This is a genomic window from Pseudomonas sp. lyk4-TYG-107 (assembly GCF_030209055.1).
GTDB lineage: Bacteria > Pseudomonadota > Gammaproteobacteria > Pseudomonadales > Pseudomonadaceae > Aquipseudomonas > Aquipseudomonas putida_A.
This window is the reverse complement of sequence record NZ_JARVST010000009.1, coordinates 220,948-243,762: the sequence shown is the minus strand read 5'-3', so window position 1 is coordinate 243,762 and position 22,815 is coordinate 220,948. Positions and strand designations below refer to the sequence as shown.

The 22,815-nt window shown below is 62.0% G+C and carries 18 protein-coding genes; 5 read left to right on the top strand and 13 right to left on the bottom strand.

From position 1 onward, the window contains the following. Positions 1-153 precede the first annotated feature (153 nt). Positions 154-1,188, top strand: a complete 1,035-nt coding sequence (gene selD / locus QRN61_RS10440) for a selenide, water dikinase SelD (protein ID WP_027613856.1) — start codon at positions 154-156, stop codon at positions 1,186-1,188. After that, complete coding sequence (mnmH, locus tag QRN61_RS10435; RefSeq protein ID WP_285373734.1) at positions 1,188-2,291, top strand: tRNA 2-selenouridine(34) synthase MnmH; 1,104 nt, start codon at positions 1,188-1,190, stop codon at positions 2,289-2,291. The genes selD and mnmH overlap by 1 nt, the downstream gene beginning before the upstream one ends. Positions 2,292-2,427: 136 nt before the next feature. On the opposite strand, the gene QRN61_RS10430 is transcribed toward mnmH, so the two are convergent. Beyond that, entirely contained in the window at positions 2,428-3,102 is a 675-nt protein-coding gene (locus QRN61_RS10430; protein WP_183782426.1) for a histidine phosphatase family protein, read from the bottom strand. A gap of 223 nt (positions 3,103-3,325) precedes the next feature. On the opposite strand from QRN61_RS10430, the gene QRN61_RS10425 reads away from it, so the two are divergent. Then, positions 3,326-4,024 (top strand): glutathione S-transferase family protein, encoded by a 699-nt coding sequence (locus QRN61_RS10425; RefSeq protein WP_285373733.1) that lies wholly within the window; start codon positions 3,326-3,328, stop codon positions 4,022-4,024. A gap of 243 nt (positions 4,025-4,267) precedes the next feature. Continuing rightward, complete coding sequence (gene hemB / locus QRN61_RS10420) at positions 4,268-5,242, top strand: porphobilinogen synthase (protein WP_285373732.1); 975 nt, start codon at positions 4,268-4,270, stop codon at positions 5,240-5,242. Between the two features lie 124 nt (positions 5,243-5,366). On the opposite strand, the gene QRN61_RS10415 is transcribed toward hemB, so the two are convergent. Both QRN61_RS10415 and QRN61_RS10410 read right to left on the bottom strand, forming a co-directional pair. Beyond that, entirely contained in the window at positions 5,367-6,902 is a 1,536-nt protein-coding gene (locus tag QRN61_RS10415; protein WP_285373731.1) for an FAD-dependent oxidoreductase, read from the bottom strand. Between the two features lie 275 nt (positions 6,903-7,177). After that, on the bottom strand, positions 7,178-9,382 hold the full coding sequence (locus QRN61_RS10410) for a TonB-dependent receptor (RefSeq protein WP_285373730.1): 2,205 nt from the start codon (positions 9,380-9,382) through the stop codon (positions 7,178-7,180). Between the two features lie 323 nt (positions 9,383-9,705). Here QRN61_RS10410 and QRN61_RS10405 point away from each other — a divergent pair, with 323 nt between their 5' ends. Continuing rightward, positions 9,706-10,797, top strand: a complete 1,092-nt coding sequence (locus tag QRN61_RS10405; protein ID WP_285373729.1) for a DUF1615 domain-containing protein — start codon at positions 9,706-9,708, stop codon at positions 10,795-10,797. A 7-nt stretch (positions 10,798-10,804) separates the two neighbouring features. On the opposite strand, the gene QRN61_RS10400 is transcribed toward QRN61_RS10405, so the two are convergent. The 10 genes from QRN61_RS10400 to QRN61_RS10355 form a co-directional block, all read right to left on the bottom strand. Next, entirely contained in the window at positions 10,805-11,503 is a 699-nt protein-coding gene (locus QRN61_RS10400; RefSeq protein WP_115990257.1) for an anti-sigma factor, read from the bottom strand. Next, the gene (locus QRN61_RS10395; RefSeq protein WP_285373728.1) at positions 11,500-12,033 is read right to left on the bottom strand and encodes a sigma-70 family RNA polymerase sigma factor; all 534 of its coding nucleotides are present in this window, start codon (positions 12,031-12,033) and stop codon (positions 11,500-11,502) included. Before QRN61_RS10395 ends, QRN61_RS10400 begins: the two co-directional genes overlap by 4 nt. 228 nt (positions 12,034-12,261) lie before the next feature. Continuing rightward, entirely contained in the window at positions 12,262-12,783 is a 522-nt protein-coding gene (locus tag QRN61_RS10390; protein ID WP_027613866.1) for a DUF3455 domain-containing protein, read from the bottom strand. Positions 12,784-12,890: 107 nt separating this feature from the next. Next, positions 12,891-14,582, bottom strand: a complete 1,692-nt coding sequence (locus QRN61_RS10385) for an ABC transporter ATP-binding protein (RefSeq protein ID WP_285373727.1) — start codon at positions 14,580-14,582, stop codon at positions 12,891-12,893. 14 nt (positions 14,583-14,596) lie between these two features. After that, a complete protein-coding gene (locus QRN61_RS10380; protein WP_285373726.1) occupies positions 14,597-15,619 on the bottom strand; it encodes an ABC transporter permease in 1,023 nt (340 codons plus the stop codon). Further along, positions 15,619-16,683, bottom strand: coding sequence for a microcin C ABC transporter permease YejB (locus QRN61_RS10375; protein ID WP_285373725.1), 1,065 nt, complete (start codon positions 16,681-16,683; stop codon positions 15,619-15,621). The genes QRN61_RS10380 and QRN61_RS10375 overlap by 1 nt, the downstream gene beginning before the upstream one ends. 1 nt (position 16,684) lies before the next feature. Further along, the gene (locus QRN61_RS10370) at positions 16,685-18,550 is read right to left on the bottom strand and encodes an extracellular solute-binding protein (RefSeq protein ID WP_285373724.1); all 1,866 of its coding nucleotides are present in this window, start codon (positions 18,548-18,550) and stop codon (positions 16,685-16,687) included. A gap of 229 nt (positions 18,551-18,779) precedes the next feature. Beyond that, entirely contained in the window at positions 18,780-21,491 is a 2,712-nt protein-coding gene (locus QRN61_RS10365) for a TonB-dependent receptor (protein ID WP_285373723.1), read from the bottom strand. A gap of 206 nt (positions 21,492-21,697) precedes the next feature. Beyond that, positions 21,698-22,099: an ExbD/TolR family protein gene (locus QRN61_RS10360; RefSeq protein WP_003223575.1), complete on the bottom strand. Its 402-nt coding sequence runs from the start codon at positions 22,097-22,099 to the stop codon at positions 21,698-21,700. Next, the gene (locus QRN61_RS10355) at positions 22,099-22,806 is read right to left on the bottom strand and encodes a MotA/TolQ/ExbB proton channel family protein (RefSeq protein ID WP_285373722.1); all 708 of its coding nucleotides are present in this window, start codon (positions 22,804-22,806) and stop codon (positions 22,099-22,101) included. The genes QRN61_RS10360 and QRN61_RS10355 overlap by 1 nt, the downstream gene beginning before the upstream one ends. Between the last annotated feature and the right edge of the window lie 9 nt (positions 22,807-22,815).

Genomic DNA, 22,815 nt, shown 5'->3' with positions numbered 1-22,815 from the left:
CACATTTGCTCTCTGTCACCCACCGACTCTGTGTCCACTGGAGATCCCGTGTGGGAGCGAGCCTGCTCGCGAAGAGGCCCGGACAGTCAGCGCAAAAATCAGCCGGCCCGCGCTCTGCTAGAATCCGCCCCATCAATTGCCAGAGACTCTCCCATGAGCGAGCCGATTCGCCTGACCCAATACAGCCACGGTGCCGGTTGTGGCTGCAAGATTTCCCCGCAGGTGCTGGAAGTGATTCTGGCCGGCAGCGGTGCGCAGAACCTTGACCCGAAACTGTGGGTCGGCAATGCCTCGCGTGATGACGCGGCGGTGTACGAGATCGACGCCGAGCGCGGTGTGGTGTCGACCACCGACTTCTTCATGCCGATTGTCGACGATCCGTTCGACTTCGGCCGTATCGCCGCGACCAACGCGATCAGCGACATCTATGCGATGGGCGGCGATCCGTTGATGGCGATTGCGATCCTCGGCTGGCCGGTGAATGTGCTGGCGCCGGAAGTGGCGCGGGAAGTGATTCGCGGCGGGCGCGCGGTGTGTGACGCCGCCGGCATTCCGCTAGCCGGTGGGCATTCGATCGATGCGCCGGAGCCGATTTTCGGCCTGGCCGTGACCGGTCTGGTGGAAAAGCGCCACATGAAGCGCAACGACACCGCCACCGCCGGTTGCCTGCTGTACCTGACCAAGCCGTTGGGCATCGGCATCCTCACCACCGCCGAGAAAAAGGGCAAATTACGCCCCGGCGATATTGGTGTGGCCCGCGACTGGATGTGCACCCTGAACAAGCCCGGCAGCCGCTTCGGCAAACTGGCCGGCGTCACCGCGATGACCGACGTTACCGGTTTCGGCCTGCTCGGGCATCTGGTGGAAATGGCCGACGGCAGCCACCTGACCGCGCGCATCGGCTACAACCATGTGCCGCGTCTGGACAGCGTCGAGTACTACCTCGAACAGGGCTGTGTGCCCGGTGGCACCTTGCGCAACTTTGACAGCTATTCGAGCAAGCTCGGCCGTCTGCAGGAGTTGCACAAGCGCGTGCTGTGCGACCCGCAGACCAGCGGCGGTCTGTTGATTGCAGTTACACCGGAAGGCAACGCCGAATTCCTCGCCGTGGCTGCCGAACTGGGCCTGAACCTGGCGCCGATCGGCGAGCTGGTCGAGCGACAGACCCACGCAGTCGAGGTGAACTGATGTCACGCGACTGCACCGATTACCGCGATATTTTCCTCAACGACCGGCCGATGATGGATGCCCGTGCGCCGATCGAGTTTGCCCACGGCGCGTTTCCCGGCGTGGTCAACCTGCCGCTGATGAACGACCGCGAGCGCGAGCAGGTGGGGACTTGCTACAAGCAGCATGGACAACAAGCCGCCATCGCCCTGGGTGAGCGGCTGGTTTCTGCCGACGTGCGAGAGCAGCGCATTCAGGGCTGGGTCGAGTTTGCCCGGGCACACCCCGACGGCTACCTATATTGCTTTCGCGGCGGCCTGCGTTCGCAGATCGTCCAGCAATGGATCAAGGAAGAGGGCGGGATCGATTACCCGCGTGTCGGCGGTGGCTATAAGGCGATGCGTACGTTCCTGCTGGAGACGATCGATCAGGCCGTGGCCGAGTGCGATATGGTGCTGCTGGGCGGCATGACCGGCACCGGCAAGACCGAACTGTTGGTGCAGTTGAGTAATGGTCTGGATCTGGAAGGCCACGCCAATCATCGGGGCTCGAGTTTCGGCAAGCGCGCCACCGGCCAACCGACCAACATCGATTTTGAAAACCGTCTGGCCGTTGATGTGCTGAAAAAACGCGCCGGCGGAATCCAGCAGTTTGTGCTGGAAGACGAGAGCCGGGTAGTCGGCAGTTGTGCCTTGCCATTGCCGCTGTACCGAGGCATGCAAGTGGCGCCGATGGTCTGGCTCGAAGACAGCCTGGAGCAGCGGGTCGAGCGGATTCTGCAGGATTACGTGATCAACCTGCACGCTGAGTTTGTCGCGGTGCATGGCGAGCAGGGCTTTGCGCTGTATGCCGAGCGGTTGATTGCGAGTTTGAACAATATCCAGCGCCGGCTGGGCGGCGAACGCCATCAGCGGATGTTCCTGCAGATGGAAGAGGCCCTGGCCGAGCAGGCGCGCAGCGGTTCGGTCGAGGCGTTCCGTGACTGGATCAGCGTGTTGCTGCGCGAATATTACGACCCGATGTATGCGTTCCAGCGTGAGAAGAAGGGCGGGCGGATTGAATTTGCCGGGGAGCGCGGGGCGGTGCTTGAGTATCTGCGTGAGCGGGTGAATCAGCGGGTTTGAGGGTGTTGTTGCGGGCCTCTTCGCGAGCAAGCCCGCTCCCACATTGGGTCTCCACTGGGCAGAAATTTCTGCCTGACGCAGATCCCCTGTGGGAGCGGGCTTGCTCGCGAAAGGGCCGGTACAGGCAGCGCAAAACTCAAGTCGGACAGGTCGCCTTGCCGTTATCCAGCCCCTGCTTGTAGCTGTGGCTCTGCAAACTGGCCTTGCCGTTGTGCCAGGTCAGGGTCAGCACGTACAGCGAATCGAAATCGCCCGACGCCCAGTCATCGGTGATGGTCTGCTTCTCGCCGACGGCCTTGCCGGCAACCTTGTTGATCAGCTCCGGCAAATAGCCGTGCGACCAGGCAGTGTAGATCGTCGCGTTGTGGTACTTGTCCTCAATCAGTTCGCGCGCCAGATCACTGGTGTCGTTGGCGGAGAACTCGATGTTCACCGGCAGGCCGAGCTTGATCGCGGCGGGGCTGATGGTCATCAACGGACGGATGTAGCTGTAGGAGTTGTCCAGTTCGCCTTCCTCGACATTGCGCGTCGGGTTGGCGGCGAACACGTAATCGGCCTTGCCGAATTTTTCCGGCAGCAGGGTCGACAGCTCGATCGCCCGGTTCAGACCCTGACAGTTGAGCTGGCCGAGACCGCCCTCGGGTTTTTCCGCGTGGCGCAGGAAGATCAGCGTCTGCGTACCGTCCACCGGTTGCGCGCGAATCTGGCTCGATTCGAGCGACAAGGTCAGCGCACTGACCGCCAGCAGGGAGGGCAGGGCCACGCAGGCGCGATGTTTGAAGCGTTTGGCGAAACTCATGAGGTTCGTCATTGAATATAGGATTCTTCAGCAAATTCGGTTGGGGCTGACCAACCCTTACACCGCGGGCTCCCAGCACCGGGTGTTGTCCATGTCGTGTCGTACTTCCCTTGCAAAGACATAGCTCAGAGTCCACTGAGGCCGCTTGGTTCGATCCTGGCTTCTGCACACTAGCTGCAGAATGTTACGGTTCCTGGATTATGATCAGCGCTTCCCATGTGACTGGATGTTTCCCATGACCGATCTGTCCGCGTTCCCCATCACCCAGAAATGGCCGGCGCAGTACCCCGACTGGATTCAACTCTATTCCCTGCCGACCCCCAACGGCGTCAAGGTCTCGATCATGCTCGAAGAGATCGGCCTGCCCTACGAGCCGCACCGTGTGGGCTTCGATACCCAGGATCAGCTGTCCCCCGAGTTCCTGTCGCTGAACCCCAACAACAAGATCCCGGCGATCCTCGATCCCCACGGCCCGCAAGACCAGCCGCTGCCGCTGTTCGAGTCCGGCGCGATCCTGATCTACCTCGCCGACAAGAGCGGCCAGTTGCTGGCGCAGGAAGGCGCGCTGCGTTACGAGACGATTCAGTGGCTGATGTTCCAGATGGGCGGTATCGGCCCGATGTTTGGCCAGCTCGGTTTCTTCAACAAATTCGCCGGCAAGGACTACGAGGACAAGCGTCCGCGTGACCGCTATGTCGAGGAGAGCAGACGCCTGCTCAACGTGCTCGACAAACGCCTGGAAGGTCGCGACTGGATCATGGGCGAGCGCTACACCATCGCCGACATCGCCACGTTTCCGTGGGTGCGTAACCTGATCGGGTTCTATGAGGCGGGGGATCTAGTGGGCATCAGCAACTTCCCGAACGTGACCCGGGTGCTGGAGCGCTTTCTGGCTCGCCCGGCTGTGGTGCTCGGGTTGACCATTCCTTCCTGACCTTCACCCGACCCTGTGGGAGCTGGCTTGCCAGCGATGAAGCCGGCACAGTCAATATCTATGTTGCCTGACCCACCGCTATCGCTGGCAAGCCAGCTCCCACAGGTAATCGGATTGTTCCGAGGATTATTGCACCCCCGGTAATGCTGTCTTGATTGATCCAGGTTTGTACCTGCGCCCACCGAAGGCATAAGCTTCGCCCCCTACGACTTTCGTCTCATCTTCCGATTTCAGGAAAGCCCCATGTCCAGCCAGTTCCCCGAAGCACGTCCCCGCCGTCTGCGCCGCAATGCGAGCCTGCGCAGCCTGTTCCAGGAAACCGAGTTCAGCCTGAATGATCTGGTGCTGCCGATTTTCGTCGAAGAAGAGATCGACGACTTCGTGCCGATCAAGAGCATGCCGGGGGTGATGCGTATTCCCGAGCGCAAGCTGGCCAGTGAAATCGAGCGTTATGCCCGTGCCGGGATCAAGTCGGTAATGACCTTTGGCGTTTCCCATCACCTGGACGCCAACGGCAGCGACACCTGGCGCGAAGAGGGACTGGTCTCGCGCATGTCGCGGATTGCCAAGGACGCGGTGCCGGAAATGATCGTGATGTCCGACACCTGCTTCTGCGAATACACCGATCACGGCCACTGCGGCGTGATGCACAACCACGAAGTCGACAACGACCAGACCCTGATCAACCTTGGTAAACAGGCGGTGGCCGCGGCGCGTGCCGGTGCTGACGTGATCGCCCCGTCGGCGGCGATGGACGGCCAGGTGCGGGCGATTCGCCAGGCGCTGGACGCCGCCGGTTTCACCCAGATTCCGATCATGGCCTACTCGACCAAATTCGCCTCGGCGCTGTACGGCCCGTTCCGCGAGGCCGGCGGCAGCGCGCTGAAGGGTGATCGCAAAAGCTATCAGATGAACCCGATGAACCGCCGCGAAGCCCTGCGCGAATCGCTGCTCGACGAGCAGGAAGGCGCCGATGCGCTGATGGTCAAGCCGGCCGGTGCGTACCTCGACATCATCCGCGACATCCGTGAAGCCTCGAACCTGCCGCTGTCGGCGTATCAGGTCAGCGGCGAGTACGCGATGATCAAGTTCGGCGCGCAGGCCGGTGCAATCGACGAGGGGCGCGTGGTGCGCGAAAGCCTGGGCGCGATCAAGCGCGCGGGGGCGGATCTGATCTTCACCTACTTTGCGATGGATCTGGCGCTGGCCGGGATCTGACGCCCAACATTTAGCCCCTGTGGGAGCGAGCCTGCTCGCGAAAGCGGTCTTTCAGCAGACATCCATGTTGACTGACACGACGCATTCGCGAGCAGGCTCGCTCCCACATTTGATTTGTACTGGGTCAGGGGCAGTTGAAGTAGGGTCGGATCCCGTGATCCCGAAAGTACCGCTCGATCACCTTCGGATCCGCGCTGTTATCGGCTATCGCCACATAGGTATCCGGGCGCAACAGGTAAAAACCGTTACGCCCCAATCCCGCCGTTTCAAACGCCGGCCGCCAGTCGAACACGTGCAGCGACAGATGGTGTTCGTTGCACCAGGCGATCATCTCGTCGCTGGTGTCGCCGTACACGTGCACCTGCCAGCAAGGCTGCCTTAGCGGTTCGTAGTTATCCCCCTCACCATCATGCGCCCACGGCAGGCGGTCACCACCGTGCACGTGGCCAGCTGTGCCCTGGCTCAGCGGCATGCCGCGGTAGTTGAGGGTGACCTGTGAGACGGTGCGAAACAGGAACTCACGGCTGGCCTCGAAGGTGGCCATTTTCGGGATCAGAAACGGGGCCAGGCGCGTGCGCAGCAGATCGGCGATGCGCCCCTCGGCGGTGACGAAAGTGAACACCTTGTCGGTGGTCGACACCAGCCGCCGGGCGAAGGCGATGCGCTCGGTTTCGTAAGTGTCGAGCAGCTTCGCCGTGGCGCTGCCGTTGAGCACGGCGGCGAGTTTCCAGGCCAGGTTGATCGCATCGCCGATGCCGGTGTTCATGCCCTGGCCACCGGCGGGGCTGTGCACGTGCGCGGCGTCGCCGAGGAGAAACGCCCGACCGCTGCGAAAGTGCTCGGCCACGCGGTGATGCACGCGGTAGGTGGAGAACCAGTTGACCTCGTCGATGTGCACTTTCAGGTGCTCGATGGCGCGGCTGCTGACGTCGGCAAATTGCAGGGTTTCGGCGCGGTCGGCACGTTCGTCACGCACGGTGCCGATCAGTCGGGCACGGCCTTCGCCGGCCAGTGGAAACACCGCAAGGAAGTCCGCTTCATCCAGATCCAGGTGCAGCTCACCGTTCATCGCCGGGCCGCTGGCCTGCACATCCGCGACGTAGAAAACCTGCTGATAGGTGCCACCCGGGAAACCGGTGTCGAGGGTTTTGCGCACCATCGAGCGGGCGCCGTCGGCACCTGCCAGATAGCACGCCTGACAGATTTCCTGCTGCCCGTCCGGCAAGCGCAAATGCGCGCTGAGGCCGTCGCCGGTTTCTTCGAAACTCTCAAGCTCGGTGTTGCGCTCAACCGTCACGTCATAGTCTTCGAGGCGTTCGAGCAGGAGCTGTTCGTGTTGGTCCTGGGGGAAGATTTCGATGAACGAGTAGGGCGTCAGGCCTTCGCCGATGCGCTGCAACGGCAACTGCGCGACCGGTTTGCCCTTGACCCAGAAATTCGCCGCCGCGACCTTGTGGCCGTTGCGCACCACGGTGTCGGCCAGGTCCAGCTGGCGGTACAACTCCAGCGTGCGCGCCTGCACCGCCAGTGCTCGTGATGTGGTGCCGGGCGCGGAGGTCTTGTCGATGATGCGCACGCGCACGCCCAGTTTGCTCAGCCACAGGGCCAGCACCAGACCGGTCGGGCCGGCACCGATGATCAGTACGTCGCTGCGGTTCATGGGCCTGTCCTCCGTTGGCTGTGGAGCAAGTATGGATCAGATGGAAAGGGTAGCCAGTGCGGGCCTCTTCGCGAGCAAGCCCGCTCCCACAGTCGAACGCATCCCAATGTGGGAGCGAGCCTGCTCGCGAAAAGGCCTTTTCAGGCACCCAAAAACCAAAAAGGCCCCACAGCGGTGAAGCTGCGGGGCCTTTTTCATTTTTGGCTGAGACTCTGTGGCGAGGGAGCTTGCTCCCGCTGGACTGCGCAGCAGTCCGCTTTGCTCACAACAGCGGGTTAGAAATCGATCGTGCCCGACAACTTCGCCACCCGCGGCTCACCTTGGGTCAGATAGCCGCCCTGCGCCGATTCCCAGTATTTCTTGTTCGCAAGGTTTTCGACGCCCAGGCGCAGGGTCACGTCTTTCTGCGAAACCTTGAAGGCGTAACGCGCACCCGCGTCGAAGCGATTCCAGGTTGGCAGGCTGAGGTTGTTGGCCGCGTCGGCGTACTGGCCGCCGGTGCGTAGCATCCGCGCATTCAGCGCCACGCCTTGCAGGCCCGGTACATCCCAGTCGGCGCCGGCGTTGAACTGGAAGCTCGGCACGCCGATGGCACGGTTGCCGTCGTTGGCGCCGTTCTGGGTGTTGCGCAGTTCGGTGTCCATCAGCGTCAGGCCGCTGATCAGGCGCAGGCCGTTGATCGGCTCGCCGAACACGTTCATCTCTACGCCTTTGTTGATCTGCTCGCCTTCACGCACGTAAGTGCAGGTGGCGGCGCTGTTGATTTCACAGTAGCCATCGCTCGGCTGTTCGATGCGATAGACGCCCAGGCTCGCGCCGTAAGTGCCCATGTCGACCTTGACCCCGGCCTCGGTCTGCTTGGAGCGCGCCGGTGCGTAGACTTCGTTGCCGTTGGTCACACGCAAGCCGCCGGCGCTGGTCGGCGAGGTCGGGCCTTGTGCCAGGCCTTCGATGTGGTTGGCGTAGAACGACACGTGCTCCCACGGCTTGAACACGATGCCGTAGACCGGCGTGGTGATCGATTCGTCGTAGCTCGACTTGCGGCTGCCGCTGCCGTAACTGGCGTAGTTGTAGCCTTGCACCACCAGTTGCTGACGACGCAGGCCGGCGGTGATCAGCAGGCGGTCGTCGAAGAATCCGAGGGTGTCGGAGAGCGCGAGGCTGCGGTTGAAGGTCTTGCCGACGATGCCCGGATCGCTGACGTCGCCGCCGGCAAAATTGCCGACCGGCGACGGCGTTTCCACCGGGTGGTAGATGTTGTTGGCGTACTTGGTCAGGTCGAAATCATAGGCGCTGCGTTGTTCGGCCCACAGACCGCTGAGGCCGAAGTTGAGTTTGTGGCTGACCGCGCCGGTGTTGAACTTGCCGTTCAGGCCGGCCATCAGGCTGGTGTTGTCCTCGTCGTGGGGGATGAACGAGCCGGTGGTGTAGGAGGCGCCGTTGTTGCCGACCAGCGTGGTCGAATTGTAGCGGCCGACTTCGCGGGTGTGCTTGGCGCCGCCGGCGACGTACGCGGTCCAGTTGTCGTTGAGGTCGTACTCGGCGCGGAGCATGCCGAAGGTGTCTTCGATGTCGGTGTAGCCCCACTTCGGCGCGTAATTGGTGTCGGCCGACGGCGCGTCCGGAATGTGCGTGGCGGTGCCGAGGTTGACCGAGTTGCGGCCACCGTTGACGCGTTCTTTCTGGTAGGCGAAGTCGCCGGAAATACGTAGCGCGTCACCACGATAGTCGAGGCCGATGCTGAACAGTTTCGAGCGCTGGTTTTCGTGATCGATGCCGGTGTCGCCTTCGCGCTGCGACAGGTTGATCCGCGCGCCGAAGCGGTTGTCTTCGCCGAATCGCTGGCCGATATCAAAGTGCTGACCGATGCGACCTTCGCTGTTGATATCGGTGGTGTAGCGGCGCAGCGGCTCGTCGCCGGCACGCTTGGGCTGCAGGTTGACGCCGCCACCGATGCCGGAGCCGGTCGGGGTCACGCCGTTGATGAAAGCGTTGGGGCCTTTGAACACTTCCACGCGCTCCAGAGCGTCGGTGGAAATGATCTGCCGGGGCAGCACGCCGTACAGGCCGTTATAGGAAATGTCGTCGCCGTTTAGCGGCAAGCCGCGGATCATGAACACCTGCGCCTGGTTGGAGAAGCCCGAGGCTTGACGCACCGAGGCATCGTTGAGCAGGACGTCGGCAACGTTTTCCGCTTGCTGGTCCTGAATCAGCTGTTCGGTGTACGACGCGGCGCTGAACGGCACGTCCATCATGTCCTGATTGCCGAGCACGCCGAGCTGACCACCACGGGCGACCTGACCACCGGCATAGACCGGGGGCAGGGCGTTGGGCGTCGGTGCCTGGGCGTTGATGTTGACGTTGTCGAGCACCAGCTCCTTGCCGTTTTCATCGGCAGCGTGAGCGGTGACAGTCAGGGAGCACAGCAGGGCGAGAAGCGTCGGGCGAAACGGGACGGCGAGTCGAGCTGAAACGGGCATGTCGATACCTGGAGGCGTACGGCCGGTGAGAAAATTAGAACGGCGCGGGGAACTCCTTGCGCAAATACGACTCCAGGTGCAAATGATAGGAGTTCGCAGTAACGTTTTGCAATCAGTTTATCTTGGTGAATTTCCCGATCTGAAAGGAAACCTGTAGTGAGGGGATTTATCCCCGATGGCGCGCGGAGCGGGCCGCTTTGATATTGGAGGGCTGCTGCGCAGTTCATCGGGGATAAATCCCCTCACCACAAGGTCACAGTCCTAGCCTGCGTGACGCCTTTGATCGTATGGTGAACCTGCCTCAATGCACGCCAAGGAGCGCCATGCACACCCCTCGATTACTCATTACCCTCGCCGCGCTGCTGGTGCTCGCCGGTTGCGCCGGCCAGCGCAGTCAGGAGCCTGTTCCGCGCGCACCCGCCGAAGTGAAAGCCGAAATAGTGCGGCTGATGCCGGCGAAAGTGCCCGACCGTCAAAGCTGGGCCACCGACATCTATGCCGCGTTCGCCGCACAAAACATCAGCCCGACCACGCAGAATCTGTGTTCGGTGCTGGCCGTGGCCGAGCAGGAATCGACCTTCCAGGCCGACCCCACGGTGCCGGGCCTGGGCAAGATCGCCCGCGACGAAATCGACCGTCGTGCCGCCAAAGTGCATATTCCCAGTCTGTTGGTCAGTGGCGCTCTGCAAGTGCGCTCCACCAACGGCAAGACCTACAGCGAACGCCTGAACGCGGCACGCAGTGAAAAAGAACTCAGCGCCATTTTTGACGACTTCATCGGCAGAGTGCCGATGGGCCGCACCTTGTTCGGCGGCTTCAACCCGGTACACACCGCCGGACCGATGCAGGTCAGCATCGAATTCGCCGAGCAGCACGCCAAGGAGTATCCGTATCCGGTAGACGGCACGATCCGCCACGAAGTGTTCACCCGCCGTGGCGGCATGTACTTCGGCATCGCGCATTTACTTGGCTACCCGGTGAGTTACCGCGAGCCGCTGTACCGCTTCGCCGACTTCAATGCCGGCTGGTACGCCAGCCGCAATGCCGCGTTCCAGAACGCCGTCAGCCGAGCTTCGGGCATCCCGCTGGCGCTGGATGGCGACTTGATTCGCTACGACTCGATCATGCCTGGCACCACCGAACTGGCGGTGCGCACCCTCGGCAAGTCGCTGGGCATGCGCAACCCGACCATTCGCGATCAACTGGAGAAGGGTAAGACCCTGGAATTCGAAGAAACCAAACTCTACCAGCGCGTGTTCGAACTGGCGGAGAAGGCTGAAGGCAATACCTTGCCACGCGCGGTGTTGCCGGGGATCGTTTTGCAGAGTCCGAAAATCACCCGCAAACTGACCACGGCGTGGTTCGCCAAACGCGTGGATGAGCGCTACAAGCGTTGCATGGCCAAGGCCGGTTGACGCCGGTTCAAAGCACTTTGACGGCTCGGCCAATCGCCTGAATCGGTCCGGTTGGTTTGCCGATCGGCGAGCCATTGGCGCCTTCCAGCGTCAGCTCGAACAGCTGATTCGGTTGCAGCGGCGGCAATTTGTCCAGCGGCACCGACAGCGTCTGCCCCGGTTTGACCAGCCCCAGCGACACCGGCCCTTGCCAGCCGTCAGCCTTGGTCCAGAACTCCAGCGCCTTGTCCGCCGGCACTTCGACCACGCCCAGCGGGATCAACTGGATTTCACGCGGATTGCTGGCCTGGATTACCCAGCCCGGTGCCTTGTCCTGCGGGGCGACCAGCACCACCAGATAATTCGGCTTCGGCGGGGTCTGGGTCTGGGTCAGCAGAATTGAACCCAGGACCAATGTCGCAGCCAGTCCGGCAGCGCTCAGCCCGCGCCACAGCGGCAGCAGATTCCACCACGAGGTGGTGGGCGTTTCAGGCGTCAGTCGCTCGACGCTGCGCTCGATTCGCGGCCACAGGAACGCCGACGGTTGCTGCGCTTCGGCATAGTCCGTCAGCTCCAGCAGCCGCCGTTCCCAGGCGTCCACCGCCGCGCGCAGATCCGGCTCATGCGGCAGACGTTTCTGCACCTCGATCCGCTGTTCAGCAGAGAGTGTGCCGAGCACGTATTCGCCGGCTAGTTCATCACGTTCCTGCGCCGATTCAGTGGTCATCCCATGCACTCCCGCAAAGCGTTGAGACTGCGTTTGATCCAGGCTTTGACCGTGCCCAGCGGCGTGCCCATCCGTTGGGAAATCTGCGCGTGGCTGTAGCCGTCGACATAGGCGTGGAGGATGCAGCTTCGGCGCTGCGGGTCGAGTTGTTCCAGACAACGATGGATCCGCGCCGAATGGCCCTGCACATCGAAGGCGTCCTCGTCAGGCTCGGCATCGTGTTCTTCGTTGAACGGCGTCTCCCGGCTTTGATCACGCAGCTGGTTCAACGCGAGATGCCGGGTCACGCTGAACATCCAGCCGCGCGCTGAACCGCGCGCCGGATCAAATTGCGCTGCAGCGTTCCAGATCTTGATGAACGCCTCATGCACGATGTCTTCGGCCAGCGCCGTGTCACGCACCAGCCGTTTGGCCACGCCGAGCAGGCGCGCGCCTTCCTGCACGTACAAATCGCGCAGGGCCGACTGCTCGCCGCGGGCACAGGCAGCGAGGCGGGCTTCGTAATCAAACACCGGTTCAGGCAAGGACATTGGGTGCAATCTAGCTCACATTCCGCAAACATCCAGACAACACAGTCTTCTACTGTGGGAGCGAGCCTTTGTGGTGAGGGGATTCATCCCCGACCGGCTGCACAGCAGCCGTAACCGTTGGTTGCGGTGAATGCCTGACTCCGCAGTTGCCGGATTTTGGGGCGCTTCGCGCCCCATCGGGGATGAATCCCCTCGCCACAAGTTCGCTCCCATAGGGACATCAAGGAACTAGTTCGCCGCCCAGAAAATGTAATCGGCCTGATACTTCACCACTTCCTGTTTGCCCTTGTTCGCTGCTGTGCATTCACTGCCCGGCGCCACGCCGCCCTTGAGCGCGACACGCTGGATGTAGCTCACGCCACTCATCGCGCCTTTGCCTTCAGCCGGGTTGGCCTTGACCAGTTGATAGGGCAGGTTGCCCGGGCTCGACGGGGCGACTGCCAGTTGCGTGCCGGTGACTTTCGAACCGTCCTTGGCCTGCCAGGTGGCGGGCGGGCCGAAGTAGGTGCCGACCTGCTTGCCGCTGCGATCATTGAGCACCGCTTTCGGGCCGACGAAGGTCCATTCGGTCTGCCCGGCGGCGTTGGGCTTGTCGCGGCATTCGTAAGTGATCTCGCCGACCCCGGTGGTTTCCATCGCGATCTTGTGGCCTTCCGGGACTTTGATCGCATCGGGATAGCTGCTTTGGGCGAAGGTTGTCGAGGACAGGGCGAGCAAACCGGTGAGGCCAATCAGTTGAGTGATGTTCATCAGTGTTATCTCCGAAAGGGGTAGACCGCTGACAGCCGAAGAGGGCTGTTACAGGGACTACCCGTGACGGAGGCGTTTGGATGCAGTGCCTGAAAAATATTGTTCAATTACCTGTGGACCTGTGGGAGCTGGCTTGCCAGCGATAGCGGTGTATCAGTGAAATGAGTGTCGACTGACACGACGCCATCGCTGGCAAGCCAGCTCCCACAGGGGGCTTCAGCAGGCTTGAGGCCGGAGGCTTTCAGCAGTTCCTGGGTGTAGGGGTGGGTTGGCGCAGCAAAAATCTCCCGCGACGAACCCTGTTCCACCACCTTGCCATCCTTGATCACCAGCAAGTCATGGGCCAGCGCATGCACCACTGCCAGGTCATGGCTGATGAACAGATAGGTCAGCCCATGCTTGAACTGCAGTTGCCGCAACAAGTCCACCACTTGTTTCTGCACCGTGCGATCCAGCGCCGAGGTTGGTTCGTCGAGCAGGATCAGCGCCGGCTGCAGCACCAGCGCGCGGGCGATGGAGATGCGCTGACGCTGGCCGCCGGAAAACTCGTGGGGGTAGCGATGACGGCTCTTGGGGTCGAGGCCGACTTCTTCGAGTACGCGAATCACTGCTGCTTCGCGCTCGGCCTCGGTGCCGATGCCGTGGGTCAGCAAGCCTTCGGCAATGATCTGCTGCACCGACATACGTGGGCTCAGGCTGCCGAACGGATCCTGGAACACCACCTGAATCTGTCGCCGCAAGGGGCGCATCAAGCGTTGATTGAGCAGGCTCAGCTGCTTGTTGCCGAAGCGGATATCGCCCTCGGATTCCACCAGCCGCAGGATCGCCTGACCCAGCGTCGATTTGCCCGAACCGGACTCGCCGACAATCCCCAGGGTCTTGCCGCGTTGCAGGCGGAAACTGACCCCGTCCACGGCTTTGATGTACGCCTGCGAACGACTCAACAGCGCCTTGGGCAGTGGAAACCAGACCTTCAGATCATCGACTTCCAGCAGGTTGTGCTGGTACGGGCTCGGCACCGGCGCACCGCTCGGTTCAGCTTCGATCAGCAAGCGGCTGTAAGGATGTTGTGGCGCGCGAAACAGCGTCTCGCAGTCAGCCTGTTCGACGATTTCGCCGTGGCGCATCACGCACACCCGTTGCGCGATGCGCCGCACCAGATTCAGATCGTGACTGATCAGCAGCATCGACATGCCGAGCCGCTGCTGCAACTCGATCAGCAGCTCGAGAATCTTCTGCTGCACGGTCACGTCCAGCGCCGTGGTCGGCTCATCGGCGATCAGCAGTTCCGGCTCATTGGCCAGCGCCATTGCAATCATCACCCGTTGCCGTTGACCGCCGGAGAGCTGATGTGGATAGGCCTTCAAGCGCTGCAACGGTTGGCGAATGCCCACCAGTTCGAGCAGTTCCAACGTGCGCTCACGGGCGGCGCGACCCTTGAGGCCCTTGTGAATCTCCAGCACTTCGCCGACCTGTCGTTCCACGCTGTGCAGGGGATTGAGCGAGGTCATCGGCTCCTGGAAAATCATCGCAATCCGGTTGCCGCGCAAACCGCGCATCTGCTGCTCGCTGGCATGCAGCAAGTTCACCCCGTTATAAGCAATCGAACCATTGCTGCTGACGGTTTTACCCGGCAACAGACGCAAAATCGAATGCGCCGTGACCGACTTGCCCGAACCGGACTCGCCGACCAGCGCCAGACACTCGCCACGACGAATGTCGAGGTTCAGACCGTGCACCACTTCCTGCCCGGCGAAGGCGACACGCAGGTCGCGGATTTCAATCAGGTTGTCGCTCATGTCAGCTCCTCGGATCAAGATCGTGGATCAAATGCATCACGGCAAGCCTCACCGATGAACACCAGCAACGACAGAATCAGCGCCAAGGCAAAAAATGCCGTCAGCCCCAGCCATGGCGCTTGCAGATTGCGCTTGGCCTGGCCGATCAGTTCGCCCAGCGAAGCGGTCCCGACGGGCATGCCGAAACCGAGGAAATCCAGCGCGGTGAGGGTGGCGATGGCGCCGGTCAGAATGAACGGCAAGTAGGTCAGGGTGGAGGTCATCGCGTTGGGCAGGATGTGCCGCAGCATCAGTTCGCTGTCGGTCAGCCCCAGCGCCCGCGCGGCTTTGACGTATTCCAGATTGCGTCCACGCAGAAACTCGGCGCGCACCACATCCACCAATGCCAGCCAGGAAAACAGCGCCATGATCCCCAGCAACCACCAGAAACTCGGCGAGACGAACCCGGACAAAATGATCAGCAGATACAGCACCGGCAGCCCCGACCAGATCTCCAGCACCCGTTGTCCAAGCAAATCGACCCAGCCGCCGTAATAACCCTGCAGCGCCCCGGCAACGATGCCGACCAGCGCACTGATGCCGGTGAGGATCAGCGCAAACAGAATCGAAATTCGTGTGCCGAAAATCACCCGCGCCAATACGTCCCGCGCCTGATCGTCGGTGCCCAGCCAATTGCTGGAAGAGGGTGGGCTGGGTGCCGGTTCAGTCAGGTCGTAATTGACCGTGTCGTAGCTGAACGGGATCGGCGGAAACAGCATCCAGCCGCCCTGATCCTCGATCAGCCCGTGCACATAAGCGCTGGCGTAATCCGGCTGGAACGGCAGTTCGCCGCCGAAATCGGTTTCCAGGTATTCGCTGAGGATCGGGAAGTACAAGGCGCCGTGGTAGCGGATCACCAACGGTTTGTCGTTGGCAATCAGTTCGCCGCCGAGGCAGATCAGGCACAGGCCAATGAACAGCCACAGCGACCAGCGTCCACGGCGGTTGGCCTTGAACTGCGCGACCCGGCGCTGACCCAAAGGAGAGAGTGTGGACATCAGGCAGTCCTCGCCGAGAAGTCGATACGCGGGTCGAGCAGGGTGTAACAGAGGTCACCGATCAGCTTGATCAGCAGGCCAAACAGGGTGAACAGAAACAGCGCGCCGAACACCACTGGGTAGTCACGCGACACCGCCGCCTCGTAACTCATGCGCCCGAGGCCGTCGAGGTTGAAGATGGTTTCGATCAGCAAGGAACCGGCGAAAAACACCTCGATCAGCGCCGAGGGCACCCCGGCCACCACCAGCAGCATCGCGTTGCGAAACACGTGGCCGTAGAGCACGCGGCGTTCGGTCAAACCCTTGGCCCGCGCGGTGATCACGTACTGGCGGCTGATCTCGTTGAGGAAGCTGTTTTTGGTGAGGATGGTCAGGGTGGCGAAACCGCCGATCACCAGTGATGTAACCGGCAACACCAGGTGCGAGAGGTAGTCGCCGATCTTGCCCAGGGTGCTGAGGCTGTCGAAGTTATCCGACACCAGCCCCTGCACCGGGAACCAATTGACGTAGCTGCCGCCGGCGAACACCACGATCAGCAGCATCGCAAACAGAAACGCCGGCATCGCGTAGCCAATGATGATCGCCGTGCTGCTCCAGACATCGAACGCGCTGCCGTTTCTGATCGCCTTGCGGATGCCCAGCGGGATTGAAATCAGGTAGGTGATCAGCGTTGCCCAAAGACCCAGGGATAGTGACACTGGCAGCTTCTGCATGATCAGATCGGTGACCTTGGCGCCGCGAAAGAAACTGCTGCCCAGATCCAGCTGTGCGTAGTTTTTCAGCATCAGCCACAGGCGTTCGTGCATCGGCTTGTCGAAGCCGTAGTGGTGTTTGATTTCTTCGATCAGCGCCGGGTCCAGCCCGCGACTGCTGCGCCCGGCACCGCCAATCGCGGCGACTTCGCCACCACCGCCCATGCCGTGCCCGCCGAAACCTTGCAGGCGGGCAATGGCTTGCTCCACCGGGCCGCCCGGTGCGGCCTGCACAATCACGAAGTTGACCACCAGAATGCACAGCAGCGTGGGGATGATCAGCAGCAAACGTCGACTCAGATAACGCAGCATGTCACTGACCCCCTGCGAGCTGGGTGTGCATCTGTTGCGTGGTCAACGGCTTGGCCGAGACCTCCCACCAGGTGTTGAGGCCTTCGTCGTACGCCGGTTGCACCGCCGGCATGCCGAAGCGGTTCTGATACACCGTCGGCGTGCCCTTGGAGTAGTAGTTGGGAATCATGTAGTAACCCCATTGCAGCACCCGGTCGAGGGCGCGGGCGTAATGCACCATGGCTTCGCGGCTGTTGGCCTGGACGAGACCGTCGATCAGTTGATCGACCGCCGGGTTGGCCAGCACCATCGAGTTCGAACTGCCGACTTGCGTGGCACTTTGTGAGGCATACAGGCTGTACAACTCGCGGCCGGGAGAGACGATCGGATCGCCACTGCGCGGGAAACTGGTGACGATCATGTCGTAGTCGCGGGCGTTGAGCCGATTGACGTATTGCGCCGAATCAATCCGCCGTAGATTGAGGGTGATGCCGATCTGCGCGAGGGTGCGTTTGAACGGCAGCAGCATGCGATCAAAACCACCCTGACCGTCGAGAAAGGTGAACTCCAGCGGCTCGCCGGCGGCGTTGACCAGTCGGCTGTGTTGCGGCGTCCAGCCCGCCTCGGCGAGCAGCTTCAAAGCTTGCAGTTGCTTGTCGCGGATGTAGCCGCTGCCGTCGGTTTTCGGTGCCTGATACACCGTGGTGAACACCTCGTCGGGAATCTGCCCGCGCAACGGTTCGAGGATCTTCAATTCCTCGGCGTCGGGCAGGGCGGTGGCGGCCATTTCACTCTTCGGCCAGAAGCTGTTCTGGCGCACGTAGAAGCCGCGCATCATCTGCTTGTTGGTCCATTCGAAATCCCACAGCAGGCTGATCGCCTGACGCACGCGGCGATCCTGAAAAATCGGGTTTTGCAGGTTGAACACGAAGCCTTGGGCGGCGGTGGGTTTTTCCGGAGCGAGGATCGCCTGCTGCAAGCGACCGTCACGCAGTGCCGGACTGTCGTAACCCACCACATAACCGGACGAGGAAAACTCGCGGTTGTAGTCGAAAGCCCCGGCCTGCAACAGCTGCCGGGCGACGTCGGTGTCACCGTAGAAATTCACCGTGAGCGTGTCGAAGTTGTACATCCCGCGACTGACCGGCAGGTCCTTGCCCCACCAGTCCGGGTCGCGCTGGAAACTGATGCTGCGTCCGGCATCGACCTTGCTCACGCGATACGGGCCGCTGCCCAGCGGGGGTTCGAAGCCGCCGCCGTTGGCGAAATCGCGAGTTTTCCACCAGTGTTCGGGCACCACGCGCAGGGTCGCCAGGTCCAGCGCCAGGGTGCGGTTGAGGTTGTTCTTGAAGGTGAAGCGAATCTGCTGCGGATTCTCGATCAGTACGTCCTGCACGTCGGCGTACTGCTGGCGATAACTGAGGCTGCCCTTGGTCATCAGCAGGTTGAAGGTGTAGCGCACGTCTTCGGCGGTGATCGGCGTGCCGTCGGCGAAGCGGGCCTCGGGGTTGAGGGTGAAGCGTACCCAAAGGCCTTCGGGATCGCGCTCCATCTGTTGCGCGACCAGACCGTAAACGGTGTAGGGCTCGTCGAGCGAACGGAACGCCAGTGGCGCATACACCCAGTCGTTGACCTGCACCACGGAAATGCCTTGATCGGCATACGGGGTGATGTAGTTGTACTGGCCGATTTCCATCGACGCACGGCTGAGCGAACCGCCCTTGGGCGCGTGCGGATCGACGAAATCGAAATGCTCGAAACCCGCCGGATACTTCGGCGCCTCGCCGTACACCGTCAGTGCGTAGCTGCCGGCGGCCAGTGCCGGCACGGCGGCGCAGAGCAAAGCGCCGCCGAGCAGCAGGCCTGCCATGTTGCGCATGAATCTCATGAAGTTTTTCCTCTAAGCCCGAAAACACACTGGCAACGCTGAAAACTGTGGGAGTGCCCTGTGGTGAGGGGATTTATCCCCGACCGGCTGCGAAGCAGCCGCAAACCCATTGCATGCGGTGATTCTGGTCATCCGCAGTTCAGGTTTTGGGGGCGCTTCGCACCCCATCGGGGATGAATCCCCTCACCACAAAAGCTCAGTCACACAAAGGATGTGTCCAGCCCTGGGGTCAGAAGTGATACGTCATGCGCGCAAACAGCGTGCGGCCCAGCGGGTCGGTGTAGCGCGGGTCATAGCCGCTCTGGAAGTTGTAGGCCTGGTTGGAGAACGGCGGGTTGCGGTCGAACATGTTCTTCATCCCCGCATCCACGTCCAGCACCTTGTTGAAGGTGTAGCCGGCCGACAGGTCCCACACCGAATACGACGCCACGCGCGCATGGGTATCGCGGTCGTAGTCGTTGTAGCCGGTGGTGAAGCGGTTGGTCAGCGACGCGCGTGCAGCGCCGAAGGTCCAGCTGCCGGTGAGGTTGTGCTTCCAGCGCGCGATCACCCCGTCCCCTTCGAAGTCGCCGACCTTGTCGGTGAACGGGCCTTTGATGGTGCTCTGGAAGTCGTACTCGTCCACGTAGGTGCCTTGCAGGCCCAGACCGAACTGGCCGTAAGGCGTGTTCGGGAAGCGGTAGTCCAGCGACACATCGACACCGTTGGTTTCGACGATGCCGAGGTTGGCGTTGCCGGTGACGATGTAGTTGAGCGTGCCGTCGGCGTTGCGCACGAAGCGATCCGGGTAGCTGCCGGCCTGATCGAACACGGTGGATTCAGGGAACGGCTGGATCTGGTTGGAAATGTGAATCCACCAGAAATCCAGCCCCACCGACAGGTTGCTGACCGGCTGATAGACGAAGCCCAGCGTCACGTTGCGCGCCTTCTCCGGGGCCAGATCTTCATTGCCGCCGATCTGATTGAGGAACTGCTGGCCGCAATCACGCCCGCCGTTGCCGCCCGGTTGCACCACGCCACCGGTACACAGCACCGGGTCGTTGTAGTAGCCCTGGGTGTAGGTGATGCTGCGCGGCGAATACAGCTCGTAGAGCGATGGCGCACGGAAGCCTTCGCTGTACGCGCCACGCACTACCAGCTCTTTGAGCGGCTGATAACGGAACGAGTATTTCGGGTTGGTGGTGCTGCCGAAGTCGCTGTATTTGTCGTGACGCACAGCGGCGGACAGTTCCAGGCTGTCGAGCACCGGCACGTTGATTTCGGCGTACGCGGCTTTCACGCTGCGGTCACCCTCGACGCTACCGGCCGGGTCGATGCCGAGGCTCTGAATGTCACCGGCAAACTGTTCGAAGTCCTGGTGGAATTTCTCTTTGCGGTACTCGCCGCCCAATGCCAGACCCGACGGTCCCGCACCGAACCAGTCACCGATCTCGCGGCTGATCCGCCCGTCGAAACCGGCCACGCGGCCGACGGCGGTGGAATAGGCGCCGTGATACATGGCCTGGTCGATGTACTGCTGACCGGCGGCCGATTGCGGGCCGAACGGGTTGAGCAGACCGCTGGCCAGGCCATCGATCATCGCCTGATCGCTGACATAACCGCTGGTGACGCTGGAGACGATTTTGTTCTGGTTGTACGAGGCGCCGACGTTGTAATCCCAACCGCCGACCAGACCGTCAAAACTCAGCAGAAAGCGCTGACTGGTGTTCTGGTCTTTCGATTCACGCGGGCCGGCAGCAGTCTCGCGCCAGTTGACATCGACCGGTTGCGTCGGGTCGAGGGCGAAACCAGTCGGGCCGGGCGTGATGCCGTTGCCGGGGTAGTAGGGCGACGACGAGTCCAGGCTCAAACCGGTGAGCGGGGCCGGGCCGACAGCGGTGGCGTTGTTGTTGCGCGACCAGAAGTATTCGAGGTTGACGTTGTGGTCATCCGCCAGCTTGCCGGTGGTCTTGCCGAAGAACGACGTTTTTTCGGTTTGCGGAATCAGGTCGATGTATTCGCGGGTGCTGAAGCGGCACAAGCCGTCACGCGCCACCAGGTTCGGCCCGTTGCAATTGCTGTTGGCCAACGGGTTGGTGGCGTTGCCGTTCTGGCTGTAGTTGCCGGGGAACGCGGTGCCGGAGGTCTGGTCCAGGCCACGGCCGGGCACATAATCGCGGGCAAAGGAGCGGTCGTTGGCGTCGAGGTTCTGCTGCTTGTTGTAGTTGAATACGCCGAGGACGTTGAAGCGGTCTTGCTCCAGATCGCCGTAGCCCCAACTGGCGCTCATGTCTTTGGTGGCACCGCCGCCGCTGTGGGTCGGGGTTTCGCCACCGAGGGTGAGCTGGCCGTCGGTCAGGGATTTTTTGGTGATGAAGTTGATCACGCCGCCGATGGCGTCGGTGCCGTACAAGGCTGATGCGCCGTCGCGCAGAACCTCCACGCGCTCGATCGCGGCAAACGGGATCATGTTCAGATCCACCGCGCCGCCGGCCGAGTTGGTGCCCGACAAGGCGTTGTTCGCCAGGCGTCGACCGTTGAGCAGCACCAGTGTCTTGTTCGCGCCGATGCCACGCATGTCGGCAAACGAAGCGCCACCGGTGGCAGCGCCGACCGAGCCGGCGCTGTTGTTGATCGACTGGCTGCCGGTGATCCGCTGCACCAGTTCGGCGGTGGTGGTCACGCCCTGTTTACGCAGCTCATCGGCCTTGAGAATGGTGATCGGCACCGCCGTTTCCGCATCGACCCGGCGAATCGCCGAACCCGTCACTTCCACCCGTTGCAGTTGCGTGGTCGGCGCCACCACCGCTGCCGCAGCGGGCACGGCGGTGTTGTCATCCTCGGCGGCTTGCACAGTCCCGGCGCCCATCCCCATGGCCACCAGATACAACGGGACAAAACGGTGACGAGAGATCGTTGCCACCAAAGGTTTGAGCGTGAAGCGTGGAGTGTTCATCAGCATGGTTATTTCCGACTTTTTAGACGTTATCGAATTGGCCTTGTGAGCCCCTCATTGCTCCGCTTTCGGTGATACCGCGTGCGGAAAACCACTTTCTTCAAGCAAGCCGATCCCCTCCGAAGACGCCTGGCGTTTTTTCGGTCGGCTGATTGCGACGGGATGCTTCAGCGGTGCCGGGCGCGCTTCTCAACGCGCGCCCGGCACCGCACTCAGTGGGTGGTCATCACCGAAATCTTGCTGATGCCCGAGCGTTCGATGGATGCCATGGCCTTGGCTACCTGGCCGTAGTTGACGTTGGCGTCGGCCTGCAACTGCACGCGTACTTCAGCGTCCTTGGCCTTGACCTCCTTGAGGCTGGCTTCCAGCGATTCCGGCGCCAGTTCGGTTTTCGCCAGGTAGAACTTGCCGTCCTGATCGACGCTGACCACCACTGGGTCTTTCTTTTCGGCGGGAGCGACGGCATCGGTTTTCGGCAGGTTGACCTTGATCGCGTTGGTCATCAGCGGCGCGGTGACGATGAACACCACCAGCAGCACGAGCATCACGTCCACCAGCGGCGTGACGTTCATTTCGCTGAGCACTTCATCGCTGTCTTGGGTGGAGAACGACATCAGCTGGCCTCCCGCACGGCGGCTGTGGTTTTGCTGGTGATGGCCTGGCGACTGATAGAGAACGCACTGCGCGAGGCGAGGGCGTCGAAGTCGTGGGCGAAGTCATCCATGTCCGCCGAGGCGAGTTTCAGGCGGCGCAGGAAGAAGTTGTAAATCAGCACTGCCGGGACCGCGACGGCGATCCCCACGCCAGTGGCGATCAGTGCATGACCGATGGGGCCGGCGACCGCTTCAAGGCTGGCCGAACCGGTTTCGCCAATGCTTTGCAGGGCTTCCATGATTCCCCACACGGTGCCGAACAGACCAATGAAGGGCGCGGTGCTGCCGATGCTGGCGAGGATCGCCTGACCGTTTTCCAGCGAGCGGCGTTCCTTCTGAATCTGCTGGCGCAGGTTGCGCTCCAGGCGATCGGAACGGTTGATGGTGTGCGCCAGTTGTTGCGTGGTGCGCGGCGACTCTTCCACCAGCAAGGCTTCGAAGCCGCTGCTGGCGATGCGCGCCAGCGAGCCCGGATACTGGCTGGCGTGTTCGGCCGCGGTGAGCAGATCCGGCGCGCCCCAGAAGGCTTTGCTGAACTGTTTGTTTTGGGCTTTCTGGCGCAGGTATTGCGCCGACTTGACCAGCAGGATCGCCCAGCTGACCACGGAAAACAGCACCAGGCCCCAGAGCACACCGGGGACAATCATCGAAGACAGTGAATTGTTCATCGCTACACC

Excerpts from the sequence above, each read along its gene's own strand:
- QRN61_RS10360 (WP_003223575.1), bottom strand. The coding sequence starts at position 22,099 with ATGTCGTTCTCCACCCAAGACAGCGATGAAGTGCTCAGCGAAATGAAC.
- QRN61_RS10410 (WP_285373730.1), bottom strand. The coding sequence starts at position 9,382 with ATGCCCGTTTCAGCTCGACTCGCCGTCCCGTTTCGCCCGACGCTTCTC.
- QRN61_RS10370 (WP_285373724.1), bottom strand. The coding sequence starts at position 18,550 with ATGAGATTCATGCGCAACATGGCAGGCCTGCTGCTCGGCGGCGCTTTG.
- QRN61_RS10385 (WP_285373727.1), bottom strand. The coding sequence starts at position 14,582 with ATGAGCGACAACCTGATTGAAATCCGCGACCTGCGTGTCGCCTTCGCC.
- QRN61_RS10395 (WP_285373728.1), bottom strand. The coding sequence starts at position 12,033 with ATGTCCTTGCCTGAACCGGTGTTTGATTACGAAGCCCGCCTCGCTGCC.
- QRN61_RS10405 (WP_285373729.1), top strand. The coding sequence starts at position 9,706 with ATGCACACCCCTCGATTACTCATTACCCTCGCCGCGCTGCTGGTGCTC.
- QRN61_RS10390 (WP_027613866.1), bottom strand. The coding sequence starts at position 12,783 with ATGAACATCACTCAACTGATTGGCCTCACCGGTTTGCTCGCCCTGTCC.
- selD (WP_027613856.1), top strand. The coding sequence starts at position 154 with ATGAGCGAGCCGATTCGCCTGACCCAATACAGCCACGGTGCCGGTTGT.
- QRN61_RS10375 (WP_285373725.1), bottom strand. The coding sequence starts at position 16,683 with ATGCTGCGTTATCTGAGTCGACGTTTGCTGCTGATCATCCCCACGCTG.
- QRN61_RS10415 (WP_285373731.1), bottom strand. The coding sequence starts at position 6,902 with ATGAACCGCAGCGACGTACTGATCATCGGTGCCGGCCCGACCGGTCTG.
- QRN61_RS10430 (WP_183782426.1), bottom strand. The coding sequence starts at position 3,102 with ATGACGAACCTCATGAGTTTCGCCAAACGCTTCAAACATCGCGCCTGC.
- QRN61_RS10365 (WP_285373723.1), bottom strand. The coding sequence starts at position 21,491 with ATGCTGATGAACACTCCACGCTTCACGCTCAAACCTTTGGTGGCAACG.
- QRN61_RS10380 (WP_285373726.1), bottom strand. The coding sequence starts at position 15,619 with ATGTCCACACTCTCTCCTTTGGGTCAGCGCCGGGTCGCGCAGTTCAAG.
- QRN61_RS10425 (WP_285373733.1), top strand. The coding sequence starts at position 3,326 with ATGACCGATCTGTCCGCGTTCCCCATCACCCAGAAATGGCCGGCGCAG.
- QRN61_RS10400 (WP_115990257.1), bottom strand. The coding sequence starts at position 11,503 with ATGACCACTGAATCGGCGCAGGAACGTGATGAACTAGCCGGCGAATAC.
- QRN61_RS10355 (WP_285373722.1), bottom strand. The coding sequence starts at position 22,806 with ATGAACAATTCACTGTCTTCGATGATTGTCCCCGGTGTGCTCTGGGGC.
- hemB (WP_285373732.1), top strand. The coding sequence starts at position 4,268 with ATGTCCAGCCAGTTCCCCGAAGCACGTCCCCGCCGTCTGCGCCGCAAT.
- mnmH (WP_285373734.1), top strand. The coding sequence starts at position 1,188 with ATGTCACGCGACTGCACCGATTACCGCGATATTTTCCTCAACGACCGG.